The 18,701-nt window shown below is 66.7% G+C and carries 21 protein-coding genes and 1 pseudogene; 12 read left to right on the top strand and 10 right to left on the bottom strand.

The genetic code is table 11. The features are described 5' to 3' along the window. Window positions 1-11 precede the first annotated feature (11 nt). Window positions 12-2,015: a VWA domain-containing protein gene (locus KY499_RS13455; protein ID WP_219885582.1), complete on the top strand. Its 2,004-nt coding sequence runs from the start codon at window positions 12-14 to the stop codon at window positions 2,013-2,015. Between the two features lie 287 nt (window positions 2,016-2,302). After that, window positions 2,303-3,853: an HNH endonuclease signature motif containing protein gene (locus tag KY499_RS13460; protein ID WP_219885583.1), complete on the top strand. Its 1,551-nt coding sequence runs from the start codon at window positions 2,303-2,305 to the stop codon at window positions 3,851-3,853. 110 nt (window positions 3,854-3,963) lie between these two features. Here KY499_RS13460 and KY499_RS13465 read toward each other — a convergent pair whose 3' ends face one another. Both KY499_RS13465 and KY499_RS18605 read right to left on the bottom strand, forming a co-directional pair. Next, complete coding sequence (locus KY499_RS13465) at window positions 3,964-4,242, bottom strand: VOC family protein (RefSeq protein ID WP_258190779.1); 279 nt, start codon at window positions 4,240-4,242, stop codon at window positions 3,964-3,966. 330 nt (window positions 4,243-4,572) lie between these two features. Further along, a complete protein-coding gene (locus tag KY499_RS18605) occupies window positions 4,573-5,601 on the bottom strand; it encodes a cytochrome b/b6 domain-containing protein (protein WP_308813047.1) in 1,029 nt (342 codons plus the stop codon). Window positions 5,602-5,830: 229 nt separating this feature from the next. On the opposite strand from KY499_RS18605, the gene KY499_RS18610 reads away from it, so the two are divergent. Then, on the top strand, window positions 5,831-6,244 hold the full coding sequence (locus KY499_RS18610) for a hypothetical protein (RefSeq protein WP_308813048.1): 414 nt from the start codon (window positions 5,831-5,833) through the stop codon (window positions 6,242-6,244). 10 nt (window positions 6,245-6,254) lie between these two features. On the opposite strand, the gene KY499_RS13475 is transcribed toward KY499_RS18610, so the two are convergent. Together KY499_RS13475 and KY499_RS13480 are read right to left on the bottom strand one after the other, a co-directional pair. Continuing rightward, window positions 6,255-7,235: an electron transfer flavoprotein subunit alpha/FixB family protein gene (locus KY499_RS13475; protein WP_219885585.1), complete on the bottom strand. Its 981-nt coding sequence runs from the start codon at window positions 7,233-7,235 to the stop codon at window positions 6,255-6,257. Between the two features lie 11 nt (window positions 7,236-7,246). Further along, window positions 7,247-8,023, bottom strand: coding sequence for an electron transfer flavoprotein subunit beta/FixA family protein (locus KY499_RS13480; RefSeq protein WP_123256446.1), 777 nt, complete (start codon window positions 8,021-8,023; stop codon window positions 7,247-7,249). A gap of 251 nt (window positions 8,024-8,274) precedes the next feature. Here KY499_RS13480 and KY499_RS13485 point away from each other — a divergent pair, with 251 nt between their 5' ends. After that, complete coding sequence (locus KY499_RS13485) at window positions 8,275-8,646, top strand: VOC family protein (protein WP_123256447.1); 372 nt, start codon at window positions 8,275-8,277, stop codon at window positions 8,644-8,646. A gap of 13 nt (window positions 8,647-8,659) precedes the next feature. Here the strand turns inward: KY499_RS13485 and KY499_RS13490 are convergent, their stop codons facing one another. Beyond that, window positions 8,660-8,983, bottom strand: coding sequence for a zinc ribbon domain-containing protein (locus KY499_RS13490; protein ID WP_258190780.1), 324 nt, complete (start codon window positions 8,981-8,983; stop codon window positions 8,660-8,662). Window positions 8,984-9,090: 107 nt separating this feature from the next. Here KY499_RS13490 and KY499_RS13495 point away from each other — a divergent pair, with 107 nt between their 5' ends. After that, complete coding sequence (locus tag KY499_RS13495; RefSeq protein WP_219885586.1) at window positions 9,091-10,152, top strand: iron-containing redox enzyme family protein; 1,062 nt, start codon at window positions 9,091-9,093, stop codon at window positions 10,150-10,152. A gap of 37 nt (window positions 10,153-10,189) precedes the next feature. Further along, a complete protein-coding gene (locus tag KY499_RS13500; RefSeq protein ID WP_219885587.1) occupies window positions 10,190-10,435 on the top strand; it encodes a CDGSH iron-sulfur domain-containing protein in 246 nt (81 codons plus the stop codon). A gap of 110 nt (window positions 10,436-10,545) precedes the next feature. On the opposite strand, the gene KY499_RS13505 is transcribed toward KY499_RS13500, so the two are convergent. After that, window positions 10,546-10,692, bottom strand: a complete 147-nt coding sequence (locus tag KY499_RS13505; protein ID WP_183164584.1) for a hypothetical protein — start codon at window positions 10,690-10,692, stop codon at window positions 10,546-10,548. A 183-nt stretch (window positions 10,693-10,875) separates the two neighbouring features. Here KY499_RS13505 and arfB point away from each other — a divergent pair, with 183 nt between their 5' ends. Both arfB and KY499_RS13515 read left to right on the top strand, forming a co-directional pair. Beyond that, window positions 10,876-11,298, top strand: coding sequence for an alternative ribosome rescue aminoacyl-tRNA hydrolase ArfB (gene arfB / locus KY499_RS13510; RefSeq protein ID WP_123256450.1), 423 nt, complete (start codon window positions 10,876-10,878; stop codon window positions 11,296-11,298). 176 nt (window positions 11,299-11,474) lie between these two features. Beyond that, window positions 11,475-11,628: pseudogene (locus tag KY499_RS13515) on the top strand (LPXTG cell wall anchor domain-containing protein). Window positions 11,629-11,787: 159 nt separating this feature from the next. On the opposite strand, the gene KY499_RS13520 reads toward KY499_RS13515, so the two are convergent. After that, window positions 11,788-12,477, bottom strand: a complete 690-nt coding sequence (locus tag KY499_RS13520) for a triacylglycerol lipase (protein ID WP_219885588.1) — start codon at window positions 12,475-12,477, stop codon at window positions 11,788-11,790. Further along, the gene (locus KY499_RS13525; RefSeq protein ID WP_219885589.1) at window positions 12,474-13,226 is read right to left on the bottom strand and encodes an alpha/beta fold hydrolase; all 753 of its coding nucleotides are present in this window, start codon (window positions 13,224-13,226) and stop codon (window positions 12,474-12,476) included. The genes KY499_RS13520 and KY499_RS13525 overlap by 4 nt, the downstream gene beginning before the upstream one ends. Before the next feature lie 297 nt (window positions 13,227-13,523). Here KY499_RS13525 and KY499_RS13530 point away from each other — a divergent pair, with 297 nt between their 5' ends. Both KY499_RS13530 and KY499_RS13535 read left to right on the top strand, forming a co-directional pair. Further along, on the top strand, window positions 13,524-13,970 hold the full coding sequence (locus tag KY499_RS13530; RefSeq protein ID WP_123253734.1) for a transposase: 447 nt from the start codon (window positions 13,524-13,526) through the stop codon (window positions 13,968-13,970). Beyond that, complete coding sequence (locus tag KY499_RS13535) at window positions 13,934-14,977, top strand: IS3 family transposase (RefSeq protein WP_123253733.1); 1,044 nt, start codon at window positions 13,934-13,936, stop codon at window positions 14,975-14,977. Before KY499_RS13530 ends, KY499_RS13535 begins: the two co-directional genes overlap by 37 nt. A gap of 126 nt (window positions 14,978-15,103) precedes the next feature. Here the strand turns inward: KY499_RS13535 and KY499_RS13540 are convergent, their stop codons facing one another. Together KY499_RS13540 and KY499_RS13545 are read right to left on the bottom strand one after the other, a co-directional pair. After that, complete coding sequence (locus KY499_RS13540; RefSeq protein ID WP_219885590.1) at window positions 15,104-16,279, bottom strand: MFS transporter; 1,176 nt, start codon at window positions 16,277-16,279, stop codon at window positions 15,104-15,106. 175 nt (window positions 16,280-16,454) lie between these two features. Continuing rightward, window positions 16,455-16,904, bottom strand: coding sequence for a heavy metal-responsive transcriptional regulator (locus KY499_RS13545; protein ID WP_219885591.1), 450 nt, complete (start codon window positions 16,902-16,904; stop codon window positions 16,455-16,457). Window positions 16,905-16,959: 55 nt separating this feature from the next. Here KY499_RS13545 and KY499_RS13550 point away from each other — a divergent pair, with 55 nt between their 5' ends. Next, on the top strand, window positions 16,960-17,259 hold the full coding sequence (locus tag KY499_RS13550) for a thioredoxin family protein (protein WP_123256567.1): 300 nt from the start codon (window positions 16,960-16,962) through the stop codon (window positions 17,257-17,259). A gap of 71 nt (window positions 17,260-17,330) precedes the next feature. Then, a complete protein-coding gene (locus KY499_RS13555; RefSeq protein ID WP_219885592.1) occupies window positions 17,331-18,683 on the top strand; it encodes an NAD(P)/FAD-dependent oxidoreductase in 1,353 nt (450 codons plus the stop codon). Window positions 18,684-18,701 lie beyond the last annotated feature (18 nt).

The following is an 18,701-nucleotide window of genomic DNA, read 5'->3' on the forward strand; positions in this document are numbered from 1 at the left end:
CAGGAAGCGGCATGGGCCTTCACAACCGGTCGCGGTACGGCCGCTACGCCGGCGGACCGGACCCGCTGGCGCCGCCGGTGGACCTGGCGGAGGCGCTGGACGCTGTCGCCGAGGACGTGATGGCCGGCTACTCACCCCGGCGTGCGCTCCAGGAATTCCTGCGCCGCGGCGGCCAAAGCCAGGAAGGACTGGACGAGCTCGCCGGCCGGATCCAGCAGCGCCGCAAGGAACTCCTGGGCCGGCACAACCTGGACGGCACCCTCAACGAGGTCAAGAAGCTGCTGGACGCCGCGGTGCTGGAGGAACGCAAACAGCTGGCCCGCGACGCCATGATGGACAACACGGACCGAGCGTTCCGCGAAATGCAGCTGCAGAACCTGCCCAGGTCCACCGCAGCGGCCGTCAACGAACTGGCCGCCTACGACTGGCAGTCCAGCACCGCCCGGGAAAGCTACGAACGGATCAAGGACCTGCTGGGCCGCGAAGTCCTGGACCAGCGGTTCGCCGGGATGAAGCAGGCGCTGGAAAGCGCCACGGAGGAGGACCGGGCGGCCGTCAGCGAGATGCTGCGCGACCTCAACGCGCTCCTGGACAAACACCGGCGCGGCGTGGACACGGAGGAGGACTTCCAGGAGTTCATGGCCCGCCACGGCCGGCACTTCCCGGAAAACCCGCAGTCCGTTGAGGAGCTGGTGGACGCGCTGGCCAAGCGTGCCGCCGCAGCCCAGCGGCTCCTGCAGTCCATGTCCCCGGAACAGCGCGAGGAGCTCATGCGGCTCTCCGCGCAGGCATTCGGCTCACCGGACCTTATGGCACAGCTGGGCCAACTCGACGAGACCCTCCAGGCCCTGCGCCCCGGCGAGGACTGGACCGGCTCCGAACGCTTCGAAGGCCAGGAGGGGATGGGACTGGGCGACGGCACCGGCGTCCTCCAGGACCTCGCCGAACTGGACGAGCTCGCCGAGCAGCTCGGCCAGGATTACGACGGCTCGCACCTGGATGATGTGGACCTGGACGCCCTGTCCCGCCAGCTCGGAGAGGACGCCGCCGTCACCGCGCGCACCCTCGCGGAGATTGAAAAGGCCATGCACGACGGCGGCTACCTCAAGCGCGGGGACGACGGGAACCTGCAGCTCTCGCCCCAGGCCATGCGGCGCCTGGGCAGGTCACTGCTGCGCGACGCCGCCAAGCAATTCTCCGGCCGGCAGGGCCGCCGGGACACCCGGGTTGCCGGGGCGGCGGGGGAGCCCACCGGTTCCAGCCGTCCGTGGGAGTTCGGTGACGCCGCACCGTGGGACGTCACCCGGACCATCACCAACGCGATCCGGCGGACCATTGCCGACGGCGGGGACCCGGGCAACGGCGTCCGCCTGGCCGTGGACGACATCGAGGTGACGGAGACGGAAGCGCGCACGCAGGCCGCCGTCGTGCTGCTGGTGGATGTCTCCTTCTCCATGGCGGCCGAGGGGCGCTGGGTGCCGATGAAGCGCACCGCGCTGGCCCTGCACCACCTGGTCTCCACCAGGTTCCGCGGCGACCGGCTGCAGCTGATTACGTTCGGCCGGTACGCACAGTCCATGGACATTGGCGAGCTCACAGCCCTGCCGGCCGTTCGGGAGCAAGGCACCAACCTGCACCACGGCCTGCTGCTGGCCAGCCGGTTCTTCCGCCGGCACCCGTCCATGCAGCCGGTCCTCCTGGTGGTGACCGACGGCGAACCCACCGCGCACCTGCTGCCCGACGGCGAGTCGGTGTTCTCCTGGCCGCCGCACCCGCAGACCATCCGCCGGACCGTCGAGGAACTGGACCGGGTGGGTCGGGCGGGCACGCAGGCCACGTTCTTCCGGCTCGGCGACGATCCGGGCCTGGAACGCTTCGTCCAGCGGATGGCCCGCCGGATCGACGGGCGCGTGGTGGCGCCGAAAACCGACGAACTCGGCGCCGCCGTCGTGGGTGAATACCTCCGCGCGCACTTCCGCGGCCGACCGTACGGCGATTCGGACTGGGCGCAGTAGACGGCCCGGAGGATCATCGCGCAGCTCTGGTTCGCAGGGAAGGCGGATTCGTCCGGCGGACATGCCACCAGCCACCGTGGACGTGAGCGCCGCCGTCGTCCCTTCCCTACTCCGGGACCAGCGGTTCGATCTCGCCGGGGGTGGTTGATGTTCGACGCCGGTGCCCGCCGGCGTTTCATTGCCGTCTTTGTCCGTCCGCAGACCGGAACATCTGGACGCGGACGCAGGGCTGGGAGGATGCAATCTCGGGCGCTTAAATTGTCGGTGCCTCCTGAGATGCTGTGGGTATGGAAGGCGAAGCAGTTGTGGAGACGTTGGAGGCCATGGCGGCCTCCGCCGTTGCGCTGTCTGTTCATGTCGGTGGCGGTATATATCCCGGCCGCGGGACCCGGGGCGAAGGGGCGACCGCAGGAAAGACCGTGGGTGAGGCGGGTGCTGACCCGCTTCGGGATCAGGCGGATGCGTGCCTGGATGGTCTGGCTGAAGTGGGCCGGATGGAGGCCCGGCTCGCCGCGCTGAAGGTGTATTTCGCCGCCGGCTACGCCGCCGCGGCCGTGGCCATGACGGCGCCGGCGGCGTCCCCGCAGGAACGCACCGCGCGGCAGATGGCCGTGACGGCCGAGGTTGCCTGCGTCCTGACGGTGAGCGAGCGGTCGGCTGCGGCACTCATGGCGGAGGCCGCCACGCTGACTGCCGGGTTGCCGCTGACCCTGTCGGCGCTGCGGGCCGGGACCCTTTCGTGGCAGCACGCACGGGTCATGTGCGATGAGACATCCGGGCTGGAGCCCGCCGCGGCCGCGGCCCTGGAGGCTCATTTCCTGGACGCGGAGGCTCCCTTTGCTGCGCGCGGCTGCCCGGCCGGGGAGCTGGTGCCGGCCAGGTTTCGGGCCAAGGCGCGCAGTTGGCGTGAACGGCACCACCCGGTGAGCATGGAGGCCCGGCACCGCAAGGGCGTGGCGGAGCGGCGGCTGGACTATGCCCCGGACCGGGACGGCATGGCCTGGATTTCGGCCTACCTGCCGGCGGACACTGCGGCAGGAGTCTGGGCCCGTGCCACGGAGGCGGCCCGTGCCCTGCAGGGCCCGTCCGAATCCCGGACCTTGACCCAGTTGCGGGTCGACGTCGCCGCCACCTGGCTGCTGGCCGGAGTGGCGGAGGGAACCCCATCGCCCGCGCCGCAGGTCCTGGTCACCGTTCCGGTATTGACGCTGACGGGCGCCGGGGACGAACCGGCCCTCTTGGATGGGTACGGTCCCATTCCGGCGAGCATGGCCCGCCGGCTGGTTGGCGATGGTGCCGGATCGTTCCTGCGGGTGCTGACCGATCCGCTCAGCGGAGCGCCGCTGGAAATCGGACGCACCAGCTACCGGGTTCCGAAGGCGATGCGCCAATGGCTCCGGCTCCGGGATGGTCGGTGTCCCTTTCCCGGCTGCAGCAACCATTCCCTGGACAACGAGGCCGATCATCTCCTGGCATGGTCGGACGGAGGCGGCACCGGCATCGCCAACCTTGGCCAGCCCTGCCGGAAGCACCACCGTCTCAAACACACCACACCTTGGCGGCCTGTTGGGGCAACCAAGGACCAGCCACCCGGCTGGATCTCACCCTCGGGACGCTCCTACCCCAGCGAACAACAGGACTGGGAACCAGCGCAGTGGCCGGATCATCCGGGAGAGGACCGGGAGTGGGAACCAGCACAGTGGCCGGACCACTCCGGAGAGGACCATGACTGGGAACCAGCACAATGGTCGGACGGACTTGCCGGAAGAATCGGTGACACCGAGTCACCCCTACCGGTTGATCCCCTTCCTGACGGGGCACAATTCATCGCGGCCTAGGATGGCCCTTGTGCGGCCGGAACTACTTTGATCTGCCCTAGCGTGCCCAGAAACCCCTCCGCACTGACAAGCGACGGGCAACGCTGAGCGGGCCTTATCCCTGCGGAAGATTATTCCCGGGCAAGGTCCTGGACGGAGCGGGACAGCAGGCAGAACTCGTTGCCTTCGGGATCGCCCAGCACCACCCAACTGACGTCCGGGCGCTGGCCGACGTCCTTGCGCCGCGCGCCAAGGGCGAGCAGGCGCTCGAGCTCCTCGCTGGTGGTTACGCCGTCGGCCCGGAGGTCAAAATGCAGCCGGTTCTTGACGGTCTTGCCCTCGGGCACCGCGATCACATCGATGGCGGGCGAAGTTCCGTCCGGCGGCCCCGATGCTAATGATGCCGTCATCCTCCTCGACAACCTGCCAGCCGAGTACGGCGCACCAGAAGTCCGCGACCACCCGGGGGTTGATCGCGTCTATGGCAATAACAGAGAGTCGGCTAGTCATGGCCCCACGATAACCGGGGAAACGCAGCAGCGGGGTGGATGGCAGTACCGGCGTCGGGCGCCAGTTCGACGATTCGATGCAGGCTCGACGCGCGGCAGCGTCGTGTGCGCGGGGAACCGTCGAATCGGCACACCAGGCGGCGGTGCAGAGGCTTCCTGGGTTGCGCCGCAGAGGACCCCACCGGCCTGCCAGATCGTAGCTGTGCCCGACCACGGCCAATGGACGGAAGCCTAGCGGCTGCTCACCTGACCAAACAGCTTCGCGATCGGCGCGAGCACGATCGGGCGCGCGGCGTACCACCCGGCCGCCGTGATGGCGATGGCGGCAGCGAAGAGCCAGAAGCCTGCCCAGTTCACTGCGTCGGTGCCACCGAACATGTGATTCAGGTTGCGCAGCGCACCGGTTGAGAACACCAGGAACACGTGGACGAGGATGAACAGCACGAAAAACAGCATTGTGGGGAAGTGAACCGCGCGCGCAGCCTCCACCGGGTAGATCCTGTTCAGGGTCTTCGCGTCCTTCGGCCAGAATTCACTCATGCGCACACCCGTGATCGCCGCGAGCGGGGCCGCGATGAACACCACAATGAAGTACATGAGCTGCTGGAGGCTGTTGTAGTTCACCCAGCCGCTCTCGACGGGCCAGTCGAGGGTCATGTACTGCAGGAGCGCGGAGAGCGCATTCGGGAACGCCTCCCAGCTGCTCGGTACGATTCGCATCCAGCGGCCGGAGGCAATCAGCAGCACCACGAAGATGAGGCCGTTGGCCAGCCATAAAATGTCGAGCGCCTGGTGCAGCCACAGGTTGATGCTGATCTTCTTGCCCCCGCGCTTCGGCGTCCAGAACGCCGGCGGCTTCTCCTGGGTGCGCACCTGGTAGCCGGAGCGAATGATGAGCACGATCAGGAAGAAGTTCAGGAAGTGTGTCCACTGCGCCCACCAGGGAAAGCCGGGCTCAACCGCCTCGGGCAGGTCATACGCGCCCGGGTACCTCTCGAGAAACTCCGGCACGCCCGGCAACGTTGTCACGCCGCGCGCGGCCAGCACCAGGATCCCTGCGGCGGCGATCGCGCTGACCGCGAGAAGCACTGCGAACTTGGTCCACTGACCCAGGGTGCGTGAACCGTAGAGCTTGGCCTGCGCTTTCGGCTCCACAGGCTTTTCGGCGGCGGGCTTTGCGGCGGCAGCAGCCGGAGCCACGGGTGCCTGAGCGGCGGTTGCGGGTGCCGACGGTTCCGCCGCGGCAACGGTCTCGACCACGCGGTCAGCAGGGGCGGGGGCTGGGGTAGATGTGAAAGCAGCAGCAGCAGCAGCAGTGGCCGGTGCGGCGGGTCCGGGGGTCGCGTGCACTGCGGGGGCGGCGGCCGACGGCGCCAATCCAGCAGGCGGCCACGGTTCGCCACCAGGGACTCGGGGGAGCCCGCGGCGGAGCGGGGTGGTTCCAGGCGTCAGCGAAGCAGGCGCGGTGGCGGGAGCATTAACGGACGGCGTGGCTGCCGGCACTGAGGGCGCAGGAACAGCAGCGACCGGGGTCGGTGTGAAAGTTGCGGCCGGCACAGGTGTGGCGTCTGCGGCGTCAGCCCTCGACGGGGCCGCGGCTGGCGCCGGAGCACCCCCGGACAGGGTCGCGGAAACCGGAGCCTGGCCCGGCGGCGGCCAAGGGTCACCGCCCGGGATCCGCGGCAGCCCGCGGCGGAGCTGCCGCTCACCCGCGGACCCCGCGGCGCCGCCGGTGACGGCGGTGGCCGGAGCGGACGCCGTCGTCGAACCCGTGGCCGTTTCCGCCGTCGCTGCCGTTTCCGCTTCCGCGCCCGCCCTCACATGTGCCGGCGCCTGGCCGGCTGGAGGCCAGGGCTCGCCGCCCGGCACGCGCGGCAGGCCCCGCCGGATTGACCGCGACTGAGCTGCCATCACTACTTCTTCCGAGCCTCAAGTGCGCTAATCAGCTGGGGTACAACCTTGAAAAGGTCTCCAACCACGCCGAAGTCGGCGATCTCGAAGATGGGCGCGTCGCCGTCCTTGTTGATGGCGACGATCGTCTTGGCGGTCTGCATGCCGGCCCGGTGCTGAATCGCGCCGGAAATGCCGAGCGCGATATATAACTGCGAGGACACTGAAACCCCGGTCTGGCCCACCTGCTGCGACTGCGGGACATAGCCGGCATCCACCGCGGCACGCGAAGCACCAATGGCCGCCCCGAGCGTATCGGCGAGCTGCTCGACGAGGGCGAACTGCTCCTCAGAACCAAGGCCGCGACCACCCGCCACAACCTTTGCGGCCCCACGCAGTTCCGGCCGCGACGTGGCGGCAACGGCCTCATCAAACGAGTCGATCCGCGCCGCCGGCTTTCCGGATGGCGTCACTGCCAGAGTCTCAGACGCTTCCGGCTGAGCCGTGGCACGCGCCTCGATGGAGCCTTGGCGCACCGTAATCACCGGCGCCCCGAATGTGGACGTTGACGTCAGATTGTAGGCGCCGTAGACGGAGTGGTGGGCCACGACGCCCTCGTCATCACGCGACACCCCGATCGCATCGACGGAAACCGCTGCACGCGAACGGGCTGCGTAACGGCCGGCAAGGTCGCGCCCGTTCAGGGAATGCGAAATGAGGATTGCGTCCGGCTGCACCTTCTCCGCGGCGGCGGCAAGTGCGTCCACACCTGGCACGCCGAGCGCGGACGGCTCCGGGGCCTCGGCGATCAGGACGCGCGCGGCACCGAGGGCCGCGGCCTCCGCGGCGGCGTCGCCCCCGGCGTCGGGCGCGGCAAGGATCAGGGCAACTGGCGTGCCAACTGCGGCGGCAGCGCCGAAGAGTCCGGCCGCGGCCTTCTCGAGTTCACCGGAAGCCCGGGCCTCCACGACGACGAGGATTGCGTCACGAGGGAATTCAGTCATGTCGTAACTCCTTACGCCAGTCGGTTTTCGATCAGGAAGTCAGCGAGTTTTTCGCCGGCATCTCCCTCGTCAACGATCTTGACGCCCGCCGAACGCGGGGGCTTTTCCGCAATGGTCAGCATGATCGAACGCGCCATTTCGGGGTCGTCGGCCGTGATCCCGAGGTCTGCGAGGGTAAGCGTCTCAAGCGGCTTCTTCTTCGCGGCCATGATGCCCTTGAAGTTGGGGAAGCGTGCGCCGGGAAGCGCCTCGGTAACGGAAATCACCGCGGGCAGGGTTGCTGACACCTTCTGCACGCCCGAGTCCACCGGCCTGGTGCCTGACACGGCGCCGTCGTTGATCTCCACTGAGCTGAGGCCGGTGACGTGCGGCACGTCAAGCAATTCCGCAAGCATCGCGGGAATCATGCCGCCGGATCCATCGGTGGAGACGTTGCCGGTGATCACCAGGTCAAAGCCAACGCGGCGGATGGCTGCTGCCAGGGTTTCAGCGGTAAGTCCAAGATCTGCACCCCGGAGCGCCTCGTCAGAGATGTGGGTGGCGCTGCCGGCTCCCATCGCAAGGCCCTTGCGTATTGTCGCCGTCGCACCCTCGGGAGCCAGAGAGAGAACTGCGACGTCGGTGCCCTGGTTCGCGTCCGCGTACTTCAGGGCCAGCTCCAAGGCCCGCTCGCCGATCTCGTCGATGACTGTCTCGCTGGCCTCCCGGTCGGCGAGGCCTGTCTCGAGGTTCAGTTTTCGGTCACCGTAGGTGTCGGGGACTTCTTTCACGAGGACGATAATCTTCATTGATGGTTCTTCCTGTGGCGGGCCTGTCCCTAGGCGAGACAAGTCGGATCTCGACTGAGTCTACGAAAGCCTGGCCCTACTTGCCGGACCGGGCCCGTGTCGTGCCGTGAAGCTCCCGGTCTGGCTCGCGGACGTCGGCGGGATTTCCCGCCGCTGTTCCTCAACTTCGCCGTGGTGCCCCGCCAGACCCTCGACGGCGAGAGCGCGAGTAACATCGGAAAGATCTGTCCCCCTGAAGAGTGGAGCATTCCATGCAGCTCGGCGCTTTTTCAATCAGTCTCACCGTCAAGGACATCGCGGCTTCTGTTGCCTTCTACGAGAAACTCGGCTTCAGCAGGTTCGTCGGCGACATCACCGAGAACTGGGTGGTCCTGAAGAACGGTGAGACTGTCATCGGTCTCTTCCAGGGGATGTTCGAGAAGAACTTGCTCACGTTCAACCCGGGCTGGAATCAGAACGCGGAGGCGGTAGACACGTACACCGACGTGCGCGACCTCCAGCGGGAACTCAAAGCCAAGGGCGTGGAGTTCGTTTCTGAGGCGGACGAGGAAACTACGGGCCCGGCGAGCTTCATGGTCCTGGATCCGGATGGCAACCCGGTGCTCGTCGACCAGCACGTCTAACCAGCGCGTCTTATCAGCGCGCCAGCGCGTTCTTCTTCCGGGCGCTGATCGCCGAGACCTGCCCGCAGTTTGAGCAGGTGATGCGGTAGGACCTGGACATGGTGAACACGGGTATGAAGAACAGCGTGAATTTCGAGGCGCGTTCTTCGAGGTGATGATGGACCACGAGCCCGCAGGACTGGCATGTGGCCGTCCGTCCGCGCAGGGGACGCAGGACGGTTTTGAGGCCAAAAAGAAGAAGCATGTTAGTACCTTCCAAACGGAACAGAACCTGCCCGGCACCCGCGGAGAGGGCATCCCCGAACTGATCGAGGATGCTGGACTTAATACTAACCATGCTTAGTATATTTGGTGTCACACAATGCCAGCTGGGGTCACAGGAACCCAACCGGGCTCACCCGTCACCATCCGAGCCCCCACGGCTGAGAACATCAGAGGAGAACCATGAAGGCCCCGGAAGCGCGCGGACCCGTCAGCGACGGGCTGCTTAGGATCCTTGCCGGCCAACCGGACTCCGACCTGGCAGCACAGGGGAACTTGCTCGAGCTGGTCTCCGCGCAGCTGCACCTCGTCGACGACATCATTGACGACGAGGACATCCAATTGGCCCTGTTCTGTCTCTACGAGCTGCACTACGGCGGCCTGGAGGGGGTGGATGACCGGTGGGAGTGGAACCCCGATCTGATCCGGATCCGCCAAGTGCTGGAGGCACCCTTCGAAGCCGCACTACGCTCCGCGGCGGGCCAATACGCCACGCACATCGACCTCACCCCAGTGGAACCCCTGCGCAGCGATGACGTCGCGGCCATCCTGTTCGAACTCGCCGCTCAAGACTCCGGGACCGGGCCCAGTGTGGCCCGCCACGTCGCGAAGCGTGCAACCCGGGAGCAGCTCCGCGAATTCCTGATCCACAAGTCGATTTACCAGCTCAAGGAAGCCGACCCGCACACGTGGGCAATTCCGCGCCTGACGGGGCGGGCCAAGGCCGCGCTGGTGGAGATCCAGGCTGACGAGTACGGGGGCGGTGACCCGGACCGGATGCACAGTGCCCTGTTTGCCCGGACCATGCGGGGACTGGACCTGGACGACCAGTACGGCGGCTACGTCGACTCCGTGCCGGCGCTCTCCCTGGCCTCAGTGAACGTAATGTCCCTGTTCGGTCTGAACCGCAGGCTCCGCGGGGCCATCGCCGGGCATCTGGCAATCTATGAAATGACGTCCTCCCGGCCCAACCAGCTCTACGGCCAGGGGTTCCGGCGCCACGGACTGGACGCAGAGGTCACCAGGTACTTCGACGAGCACGTGGAAGCCGACGCCGTCCACGAGCAAATCGCAGGACGTGACCTCGCTGGCGGCCTGGTCGAAGCAGAACCGGACCTGCTCGAGGACGTGATCTTCGGCGCCACGGCGGTCCTTGCGGTTGACGCGCGGTTGTCTTCCTTGATCATGGACGCCTGGGATAACGGCAGGTCCTCGCTGCGGGCTGCCGCAACAGTCACGGCCTGACAAACCGGCCCCAACCTAAGCCAGAACGGAAGCACGCATGACACAGGAAGCCCAGAAATCCTCCAGCGAGACTTCGATCGTCGTCTGCCCCGATGGCCCCATCCTGGTGCGCGGCGACTTCAACATCGTTACCCCGTCCGGGGAACCAGTGCCGCGGCAACGACAGACTATCGCCCTCTGCCGGTGCGGCGCCTCCGCGATCAAACCCTATTGCGACGGCACCCACAAACTGATCAATTTCCGAACCGGGCTGCCGACCGGTCCGGGGGATTCAGATCACTGATGGGCAGGCGGCCGTCGGAGCCCTTCGACCGTGCTGGCTGCCCGGACGCGTGACCCCAACGCAAGCGGACGACGGCGGGACGTCCCGCCGTCGTCCCTCACCGTCAGCGTCTAGCTGACCTTCTCCATGCTGTGACCGCAGCAGCACGTCGGGTTCTTGTCCCCGCCGTGGCCTTCCGCGGCCCCTTTCGTCACGGTGATCTCGCAGCCGCAGGATTCGTCCGGACAGCGGTAGACCTCACCTTGCTGGAGTGCCATCTGACACCACCTCCCTCTCGATACCCCGACGCTAAATCCTTGGCCCGGGATGCTGTCAACCCCCGGCCGGTTCCTGGCGGGGGACCGGGACCGGTGTGCAGACCGTGACCCATGGCTGTACGTGCGGCCAGGTTGGGGCGGAGACGGGCTTGGATCCCGCGAGTATCGTGCAAGGCTTGAGGCATGGATCTGGAGGTATCGCCCGCGCTCACAATTCCGGCGTCGGAACTCGCCTGGCGGTTCTCGCGGTCGTCCGGGCCGGGCGGTCAGCACGTCAACACCACGGACAGCCGTGCCGAGCTCTCCTGGAACATCGCCGGCTCCTTGGTGCTGTCGGATGGCCAGCGGCAGCGGCTCCTCACGCGTCTGGGACCGCGGCTCATCGCCGGGGTGATCACCGTGACTTCCTCCGAGCAGCGCTCCCAGCTTCGCAACCGCGAGATCGCCTTGGCCAAGCTCGCCGAAATCGTGGCCGAGGGGCTTGCCCCCGCGGCTGCTCCCCGCCGGGCGACAAAACCCACCCGGGGTTCGAACCGCCGTCGCCTTGCCGCGAAAGTGCAACGGTCAGCGACGAAACAGCAGCGACGACGGCCGCCCGCCGAGTAGGACCGGCGTCGGGAGCCTTTCCCGCCGGCGCCCGTGCGACGGTGGCAGGTTCAGCTGAGCGCGTGACCAGCCCCAAACTTCCTCGCCGCCGGAACAGCCGATCGGAAACGGGGACTTCCGCGCCAGGCCGCCCCGGGGCGGACATCAGAATCACTGGCGTGGAATAAGCTACCGGTATGGGATTAATAATCGCACTACTGATCATTTGGCTTGTTCTTTCGATCCTTGGCTTCGTCGTCAAGGGCCTGCTTTGGTTGGCAGTAATCGGCCTGGTGCTGTTCCTCGCCACGGCTGGTTGGGGCCTGGGTGAAGCGGAAGGCCAGGGCCTGACGTTTAATGCGATGTGCTTGGCGGCGGCCGGTCCCACAGGGGACCGGCCGCCGCTTTTGTGTGCCCTGACTTTGCGCTTCGATCGAACCCGACGGCAGCCGTGAGGGTTGCCGGCGCAATGCGCGGGCGACTGGACGCTCCGGCGTCACTGCGCCGGCATCAGTTTCCGGCTGGGGCCGGCGCCTCTGCTTCGGTCAGGACGGCATGGATGGTGTCCTTGTGGGCGAGTATCCGGAAGTGGCCGCCGGTGTCCAGCTGGACGTTCCGCGCTCCGGGAAGCACACTGCCCTCCGGGATGTGCGGATCGAAGAGTCCATAGACGGAGGTGATGCGTTCGTTGACGCTTTGTTCGCGGGCCAGCTGCACGGTGACGGCGTTGCGCGGCGACAAGGCCCGCAGGCTCGGCAACACCATGTAGTGCGCGTACCGTGAGCCCGAGAACGGGGCGCACACGGCCACCATCCGGCTGATACGCCGTTCCGGATCGAGCGACATCATCGCGTACTTGCCGATCAGCCCGCCCTTGCTGTGCGCCACGATCATCACGTCCCTGAGATCCTTGTCGCGGAGGTGGCCGGCAATGAGGGCTGCCGCGTTCGGGACCTTAAGCCTGTTGCGTTGAAGCACGGTCACGACGTGCACGGGATGCCCGGCCGCGTGCAGCTCCCGGATCAGCGGCAGCATAAAGCGCCAGTCCTCGTAAATGCCGGGGATCACGACGACGGGCCGGCCGGTGCCGCCGAGGAACTCGTCGGGACTGACCCGGGATGCCGCGCTGCGCAACTGCCGGCCGATGGCATACGCATAATCCCGGGCCCACCAGTCGGCAATCTGGAACACGGTGCTCACGTGCTGAACCCTTCGGGCGCTTCACGTCGGGCAGCCGCAATGCCGGCGAACGCGAGGATGGATTCGGCCACCTCAGCGGCGCGGGTGTGCTGGACTACGTGCCCGGTTCCTTCGATTTCGCGGAACTGCGCGGTGGTTGCCCGGGCGGTGAGCCGGCGGCACCAGTCCGCCGGTGCCACGGGGTCGTTCGAGCCGCGCACCACGAGGACAGGTGCCGTGACGCCGCCGATCTTCTCCTCGATGCGGTAGTCCATCATGACCCGCAGGTTTTTGAGGTACCAGCCCGGTCCGCAACGGAGATAGTCGGTGAAGACAAGCGCGTTGGAGGACGGGCTCTCGAAAAACATGAAGTCGCGGCTGAGCGCCAGCGACTGCTGCGCTACCGTGTCCCGCTGGTCGTTGATCACAGGACCCATCAGCACTACGTGGGGTATCCGAAGCGGCTGCTGCAGCGCGGCTTCGACCGCGAACTGTGTGCCCATCGAATGCCCCGCGACCACGAACTCCAGAACGCCAAGCTGCTCCAGGGCGCCGAGGATGTAAGTTGCCTGATCGGCCACAGTGAGCGTTTGCCGCGGCCTGGGGGTGGCGCCGAAGCCGGGCAAATCGATCGAATAGGTGTCGACAAATCCAGCCAGCAGCCCGTGGAGCCGGCGAAGGTAGCGGTGCGAGGCGCCGATCCCGTGGATGAGTACGACGGCGGGCCCCTGCCGCGGCGGCACCGGCTGGCCGTCGGGATGTAAAGACATGGCCCACGTGGCCTGCGACTTCAACCTCGATGCGCACGGGCCTGCTCATGGTCAATCTCGTTTCTGTTCAGCACCAAGGGTCAGCGTCTAGTAAGCATACTGACAAACCCTGCTGACGGACCCTGCTGACGGACCCTGCGTGGCCCGGGCCGCTCGCACCGCTCGCCCCGCGGGGACGCCCCGGGCGCCATTCGATGGTTCCCTGCCGGTTCGATGCGCGGCCCCTGTGTGTCAGGCTGTTGTGTGACAGGTTCTCTGTCGGCTCGGCCTGATCACGGGGGCGGGGAAAGGTCCGTCATGGATTTTGTTGTCCCTGTCCGTCGCTCCGGGAGGAGCCACTTCACTCTCGAGCAAAAGCACGCGATTCTGGATGAGTACGAGAAGTGCCTGGAGCGTGGGTCCCGGATCGCGTTCTGCCGGGCTGTGGGTATCGGCGATAACACCGTCCGGCTCTGGGTCCAGCAACGCGAGGCCGGGGAGCTGAGGTCCAGCATCAAGCAAGGGAACGAGGACCAGCGGTTGAACGCAGGCGACAAACAGCAGCTTAAGCGGGTGTTGAAGGAGAACGAGATCCTCAAGGCCAAGCTGGCCCGGGCCGAGGCGGCGGTGGACATTCTGGGAAAAGCTTCCGCGCTCTTGGACGCCATGGCCAAGAGCGCGGCGGCGACCGATCCGGTGCTGGAAGAACCGGAGCCGGGCCGGCCGGAGTGGTTGGTGCCAAAGTCTGGAAAGACATCGCCCTGACCTTCGCCGGCAATCTGATCACGGCGGGCTGGTCAGCGGTGAAGACCTGCGCCCTGCTGGGCCTCCACCGCACCACCTGGTACCGGCATCTGAGTCCTCCTGTCCCGGCAGGGGTCACCGTGCCGCGCCGTGACCGGGCTTACCCGAACCGGATCACCACGGCCGAGGCTGAGGAGTTCATGGAGCTGCTCAACTCCGAGGACTACGGGAATCTCTCGGTCACCCAGGCCTATTATCGGATGCTCGACGCCGGGTACTGCTCCTTCTCGATTGCGGCAGCCCACCGGATCGTCGCCGCGCACGGGCAGAACGGGGACCGCCGCGCACTACGCGGCGGCACGGGCCCGGGACGGGTCAAGCCGGTCCTGGTCGCGACGGCCCCGAACCAGCTCTGGAGCTGGGACATCACCATGCTCCACGGCTCCGGCAAACACACGTACAAGCTCTACACAATCATCGACGTCTACTCCCGCAAGGTCGTTGGGCACCGGGTCGAACACGGAGAAACAGCGGCCCTGGCGGCCGCTCTCATCAGGGACGCGGTCGCGGGAAACCGGCAGCGCCCCGCGGTGCTGCATGCCGATAACGGGGGCCCGATGCGCGCCGGCACGACCTTGGACCTCGCCCGGTCTCTGGGCATCGAACTCTCCTACTCCCGCCCGCGGGTTTCCAACGACAACCCCTACTCGGAATCCCTGTTCAAGACGGTCAAATATGACCTCGACTTCCCCCCACGGTTCCAGGATCTCCAGCACGCCCGGGCCCACATGGCCGCGTTCCTGGCGGACTACAACGCCAACCACCGCCACAGCGGCCTGAACTACTACACGCCGGACACCGTCCACCACGGGCTCGTCGAACAGGCCCGCAGGCAACGGCAGGCAACACTGGACGCCTGCCACGCACGCAACCCCCACAGGTACCGCCGCAAACCGACAGCGCCCGGCGCCCCCGGCCACGCCGGCATCAACTACAAAGAAACCAACCAGCTGTCACAAACAGCTTGATAGATACCGCGGCAACGTCGTGTGTGCAGGGAGACATCAAATCGGCGCGGGGGCCCTGCGTTGCGGGGGGGGCCTGGGCGCAGGGGCGCGGGCGCGAGGGGCGCAAGTGTGCTGAGCTGCTGGACTCTAATTGAGTGGCGTCGGGGTTGGCGGGACAACACGCGCACTGCGGGCCAGGTGCAGGGTCCATGCTGCGCCGAGGAACGCAATCGTGCCGCCGACCCCGAAGGCCCACGGAATTCCTGCCGCGCCGGCGACCAGCCCCAGCGCCGCCGGGCCGAACCCCAGGCCCAGGTCCATAAAGGCGCTGGCCGTCCCGGCGGCCGCACCCCGTTCCGACGGGCGGGCGGTCGCAAAGATCGCGGCAAAGAATGCCGGCGTCGAGAAGGAGACCCCGACGGCGCTGAGCACCACGCCTGCCAGGAAGCCCAGTGGGCTGGGGGCAACTGCCATTAGCCCCAGACCCAGTCCAATGGCTACCAACGATCCCGTGGCCAGTGGCAACGCGGGCAGCCGGTCCGGTACCTTCGCGAAGACGATACGACACAGCACGACCACCGCTCCGTAGAGGAACAGTGCCAGGCTGGTGTTGCTGAGTTGGATCTGCTCGGAGTACAGGGACGCGAATGCGAGGACGCCGCTCACCGCCGCCAGGGACGCGAAAAAACCCAAGGAGAGGGGAAGGGCCGGCCGGTGGATGAGCGCAGCCGGGCCTTCTGTACTGGGGGTTCGTGCCTTCTCCGGCAGGAATGCCGAGATGGTGGCGGCCAGGACTGTGAGGACGGCGGCACCATTCCAGGCCTTGGCAAAGGCGCCGACGCCGATCAGCGTCTCGGCGAGAACCGGCCCCACCGCGATGCCGAGGTATAGCCCCAGCGAGATGTAGCTGAGTGCTTCGCCCATCCGGCCGGGAGGGGCAATATCGGCGAGCATGGCGAAGCCCGCCACGAAGAACGCGGCCTCGGCCACCCCCTGCAGCAGGCGCAGAACGATGATCAGCGCGAGCGAGTCCACCATCGGCATCAGCAACATACCCAACCCGCTGGTCAGTGCGCCGAATATCAGCAGGGGCCGGCGACCGAGAGTTTCGGCGAGCCTGCCTGCATAGGGACGGCAGATCAACGCAGCGACGCCGAAGGATCCGAAGGCCAGGCCCGCGCCGGATTCGTCGGAACCGATCGGGCCGGTGACGTAGAGCGGGAGCGTGTAGATGGCGACCCCGAACGCCGTGAAATAGGCGAGCTCGGCGATGCTCAGCCCGACGAACGCCGGGGTGAGCAGCCGTTCGGTGGGCGGTGCCATTCCCTCACGCTAGAGGACCGGTTGATCGTTGGATATACCGGGACCGTGCGGATCTCCGGCACCGTGGCCATGCCAGTCGGTGTCGACAAGATTGCCGGCAGCTGGAAGGTCGAAATGGCCGATCCTGCGACAGGGTGCGCCATCGGGGCGGCCTGCACGGTGCTTCCCGGCGCGGTCAGCCAGCTGTGCCGCGGCGCGTGCTGGGCCCACCACCGCCATTCGTCCCATCCGGCGTCGCGATGATGTGGCAGATGTCGGCGTCGGTGCAGTCGGCGGGATTGAGATCGTGGCTGGTGTCGATGAGCTGCTCCAGTTCGGCAGCCAGTTCGGCGAGCTCGCGTTGGCGGGCACGGACGTCGGCGAGTTTCCCCTCAAGGAGGCCCGAGACATGCGAGCAGGGCGCGTCGCCGGCGTCACGGACACCGAGGATGCCCGCGATATCGGCCAGCGTGAGGCCCGCCGATTGGGCGGCACGGATGAAACGCAAACGGCCGACGGCGGCGTCGTCGTAGCGACGGTAGCCGTTGGCTGCACGCTGAGGCGCAGGCAGGAGGCCCTGGCGTTCGTAGAACCGGATGGTTTGGCTGTCTATGCCGGTGATCGTTTGGACTTCGCCGATGAGCATGTCCTCATTTTAGCCCTTGACCTTATACTGCGCTGCAAGGTCTATGGTCGGCAGTATGGACATTACGCTGCAGTACTTTGACGGCTGCCCCAACTGGAAAATTGCCTACGAGCGCCTCCTGATCCTCGCTGCGGAACGGCCAGGCATCGTTCTCACCCGGCAGGAGGTCGAGACGGACGAGGACGCGGAGCGGCTGGGATTCCATGGCTCGCCCAGCATCCTGATCAACGGCACCGATGTGTTCGCCGAGGCCTCCGCGCCGGTCGGGCTGGCATGCCGCAGATACCTTACTCCCGACGGAGCGGACGGAGCTCCGAGCCTTGAGCAGCTGCGGGCAGCCGTACAGGCCGTCTGAGCCATCGGCCATGGACCGGCCGTACCTAGGCCCGCGCGGACTTGCCGGGTATTTCAAAGAAAGGATTTTCAGTGAGTGAAAGCTACGACCTTTTGGTGATTGGTGCCGGGATGGCTGGGAGCGCAGCGGCGTCGAAATGCGCCGCGGCAGGGTGGCGGGTTGCGATCGTCGACGCGCTGCCATACGGCGGCACCTGTGCGTTGCGGGGGTGCGACCCCAAGAAAATCCTGCGGCGCGGGGCAGAGATCATCGATGACGCCCGGCTGATGCGTGGGAAGGGGATCGATGCCGGCGACCTGTCGATAAACTGGAGCGAGCTGATGAAGCACAAGCACGGCTTCACGGATCCCGTTCCGCAGAACATGGAAGACGGTTTGCGGGACCAGGGAGTGCAGACACTGCACGGGACGGCCAGCTTCACGGGACCTAATCAGGTGCTGGTCTCGGGAACAACGTATGAAGCCGCCAAGGTCCTGATAGCCACCGGCGCCACGCCCCGGCCGTTGGACTTCCCGGGCGAGGAACACCTGATCGACAGCACCGATTTCCTGGATCTTGAGAGCCTTCCGCCCCGCATTGTGTTTGTCGGGGGCGGGTTTGTCTCGTTTGAGTTCGCTCATATTGCCGCCCGTGCCGGGAGTTCCCCGGTGATTGTCGACCGGGGTGCGCGCCCGCTCAAGTCATTCGACGCCGACCTCGTAGAGTTGTTGGTTGAGCGCGGGTCGGGCGCCGGAGTCCAGGTGCAGAGCCGCACGAGCATCACCCGCGTCGAAAAGGCCGGTGCCGTTTACCGCATCCACCTGGACAGGGGCGGCACGCCGGCTGTCCTGGATGCCGACCTTGTTGTGCACGGTGCCGGCCGGGTGCCGGACTTGGCGCGTCTGGACCTCGAGAAGGCCCGGGTGGCCTACGGAAAACGCGGCGTTGCCGTGGCGGATCATCTGCAGAGCACGACCAACCCCGACGTCTACGCCGCGGGGGATTCAGCCGACACCCCGGGGATGCCACTGACGCCGGTGGCGGTCTTCGAAGCGAAAGTGGCCGCGTCCAACATGCTGAAATCCGGTTCCACTGCTCCCGACTACGCCGCCATTCCCACGGCAGTGTTCACGATTCCGGAACTCGTCCGGATCGGCATGCTCGAACATGAGGCCCGGGACGCCGGTCTGGACGTGGATGTCCGATACAACGACACCAGCGGCTGGTATTCGAACTACAGGATCGGCGAAACTGCGGGAGCCACGAAGATTCTGGTCGACAAGGCAACTAACCGTATCGTCGGCGCCCATCTCTTCGGATCCGGTTACGCCGAACTCGCCAACACCATCAGCGTGGCCATGAAGCACGGGCTGACAACCCGCCAACTGAAATCAGCCACCGCAGCCTACCCGTCCACCGGATCAGATTTGGGCTCGATGATCTGAGCCGGGCGCGGAGTCACT

Origin of the sequence: Arthrobacter sp. PAMC25284, from assembly GCF_019443425.1 — a bacterium.
Classification (GTDB): Bacteria; Actinomycetota; Actinomycetes; order Actinomycetales; family Micrococcaceae; genus Arthrobacter; species Arthrobacter oryzae_A.

What these genes read in the sequence shown, in the direction of transcription:
- KY499_RS13525 (WP_219885589.1), bottom strand. Translation starts at nt 13,226, where the DNA reads ATGTCTTTACATCCCGACGGCCAGCCGGTGCCGCCGCGGCAGGGGCCC.
- KY499_RS13455 (WP_219885582.1), top strand. Translation starts at nt 12, where the DNA reads ATGGGCCTTCACAACCGGTCGCGGTACGGCCGCTACGCCGGCGGACCG.
- KY499_RS13545 (WP_219885591.1), bottom strand. Translation starts at nt 16,904, where the DNA reads ATGCTCATCGGCGAAGTCCAAACGATCACCGGCATAGACAGCCAAACC.
- KY499_RS13480 (WP_123256446.1), bottom strand. Translation starts at nt 8,023, where the DNA reads ATGAAGATTATCGTCCTCGTGAAAGAAGTCCCCGACACCTACGGTGAC.
- KY499_RS13475 (WP_219885585.1), bottom strand. Translation starts at nt 7,235, where the DNA reads ATGACTGAATTCCCTCGTGACGCAATCCTCGTCGTCGTGGAGGCCCGG.
- KY499_RS13495 (WP_219885586.1), top strand. Translation starts at nt 9,091, where the DNA reads ATGAAGGCCCCGGAAGCGCGCGGACCCGTCAGCGACGGGCTGCTTAGG.
- KY499_RS13485 (WP_123256447.1), top strand. Translation starts at nt 8,275, where the DNA reads ATGCAGCTCGGCGCTTTTTCAATCAGTCTCACCGTCAAGGACATCGCG.
- KY499_RS13460 (WP_219885583.1), top strand. Translation starts at nt 2,303, where the DNA reads ATGGAAGGCGAAGCAGTTGTGGAGACGTTGGAGGCCATGGCGGCCTCC.
- KY499_RS13490 (WP_258190780.1), bottom strand. Translation starts at nt 8,983, where the DNA reads ATGGTTAGTATTAAGTCCAGCATCCTCGATCAGTTCGGGGATGCCCTC.
- KY499_RS13540 (WP_219885590.1), bottom strand. Translation starts at nt 16,279, where the DNA reads ATGGCACCGCCCACCGAACGGCTGCTCACCCCGGCGTTCGTCGGGCTG.
- KY499_RS13465 (WP_258190779.1), bottom strand. Translation starts at nt 4,242, where the DNA reads ATGACGGCATCATTAGCATCGGGGCCGCCGGACGGAACTTCGCCCGCC.
- arfB (WP_123256450.1), top strand. Translation starts at nt 10,876, where the DNA reads ATGGATCTGGAGGTATCGCCCGCGCTCACAATTCCGGCGTCGGAACTC.
- KY499_RS13550 (WP_123256567.1), top strand. Translation starts at nt 16,960, where the DNA reads ATGGACATTACGCTGCAGTACTTTGACGGCTGCCCCAACTGGAAAATT.
- KY499_RS13530 (WP_123253734.1), top strand. Translation starts at nt 13,524, where the DNA reads ATGGATTTTGTTGTCCCTGTCCGTCGCTCCGGGAGGAGCCACTTCACT.
- KY499_RS13500 (WP_219885587.1), top strand. Translation starts at nt 10,190, where the DNA reads ATGACACAGGAAGCCCAGAAATCCTCCAGCGAGACTTCGATCGTCGTC.
- KY499_RS13505 (WP_183164584.1), bottom strand. Translation starts at nt 10,692, where the DNA reads ATGGCACTCCAGCAAGGTGAGGTCTACCGCTGTCCGGACGAATCCTGC.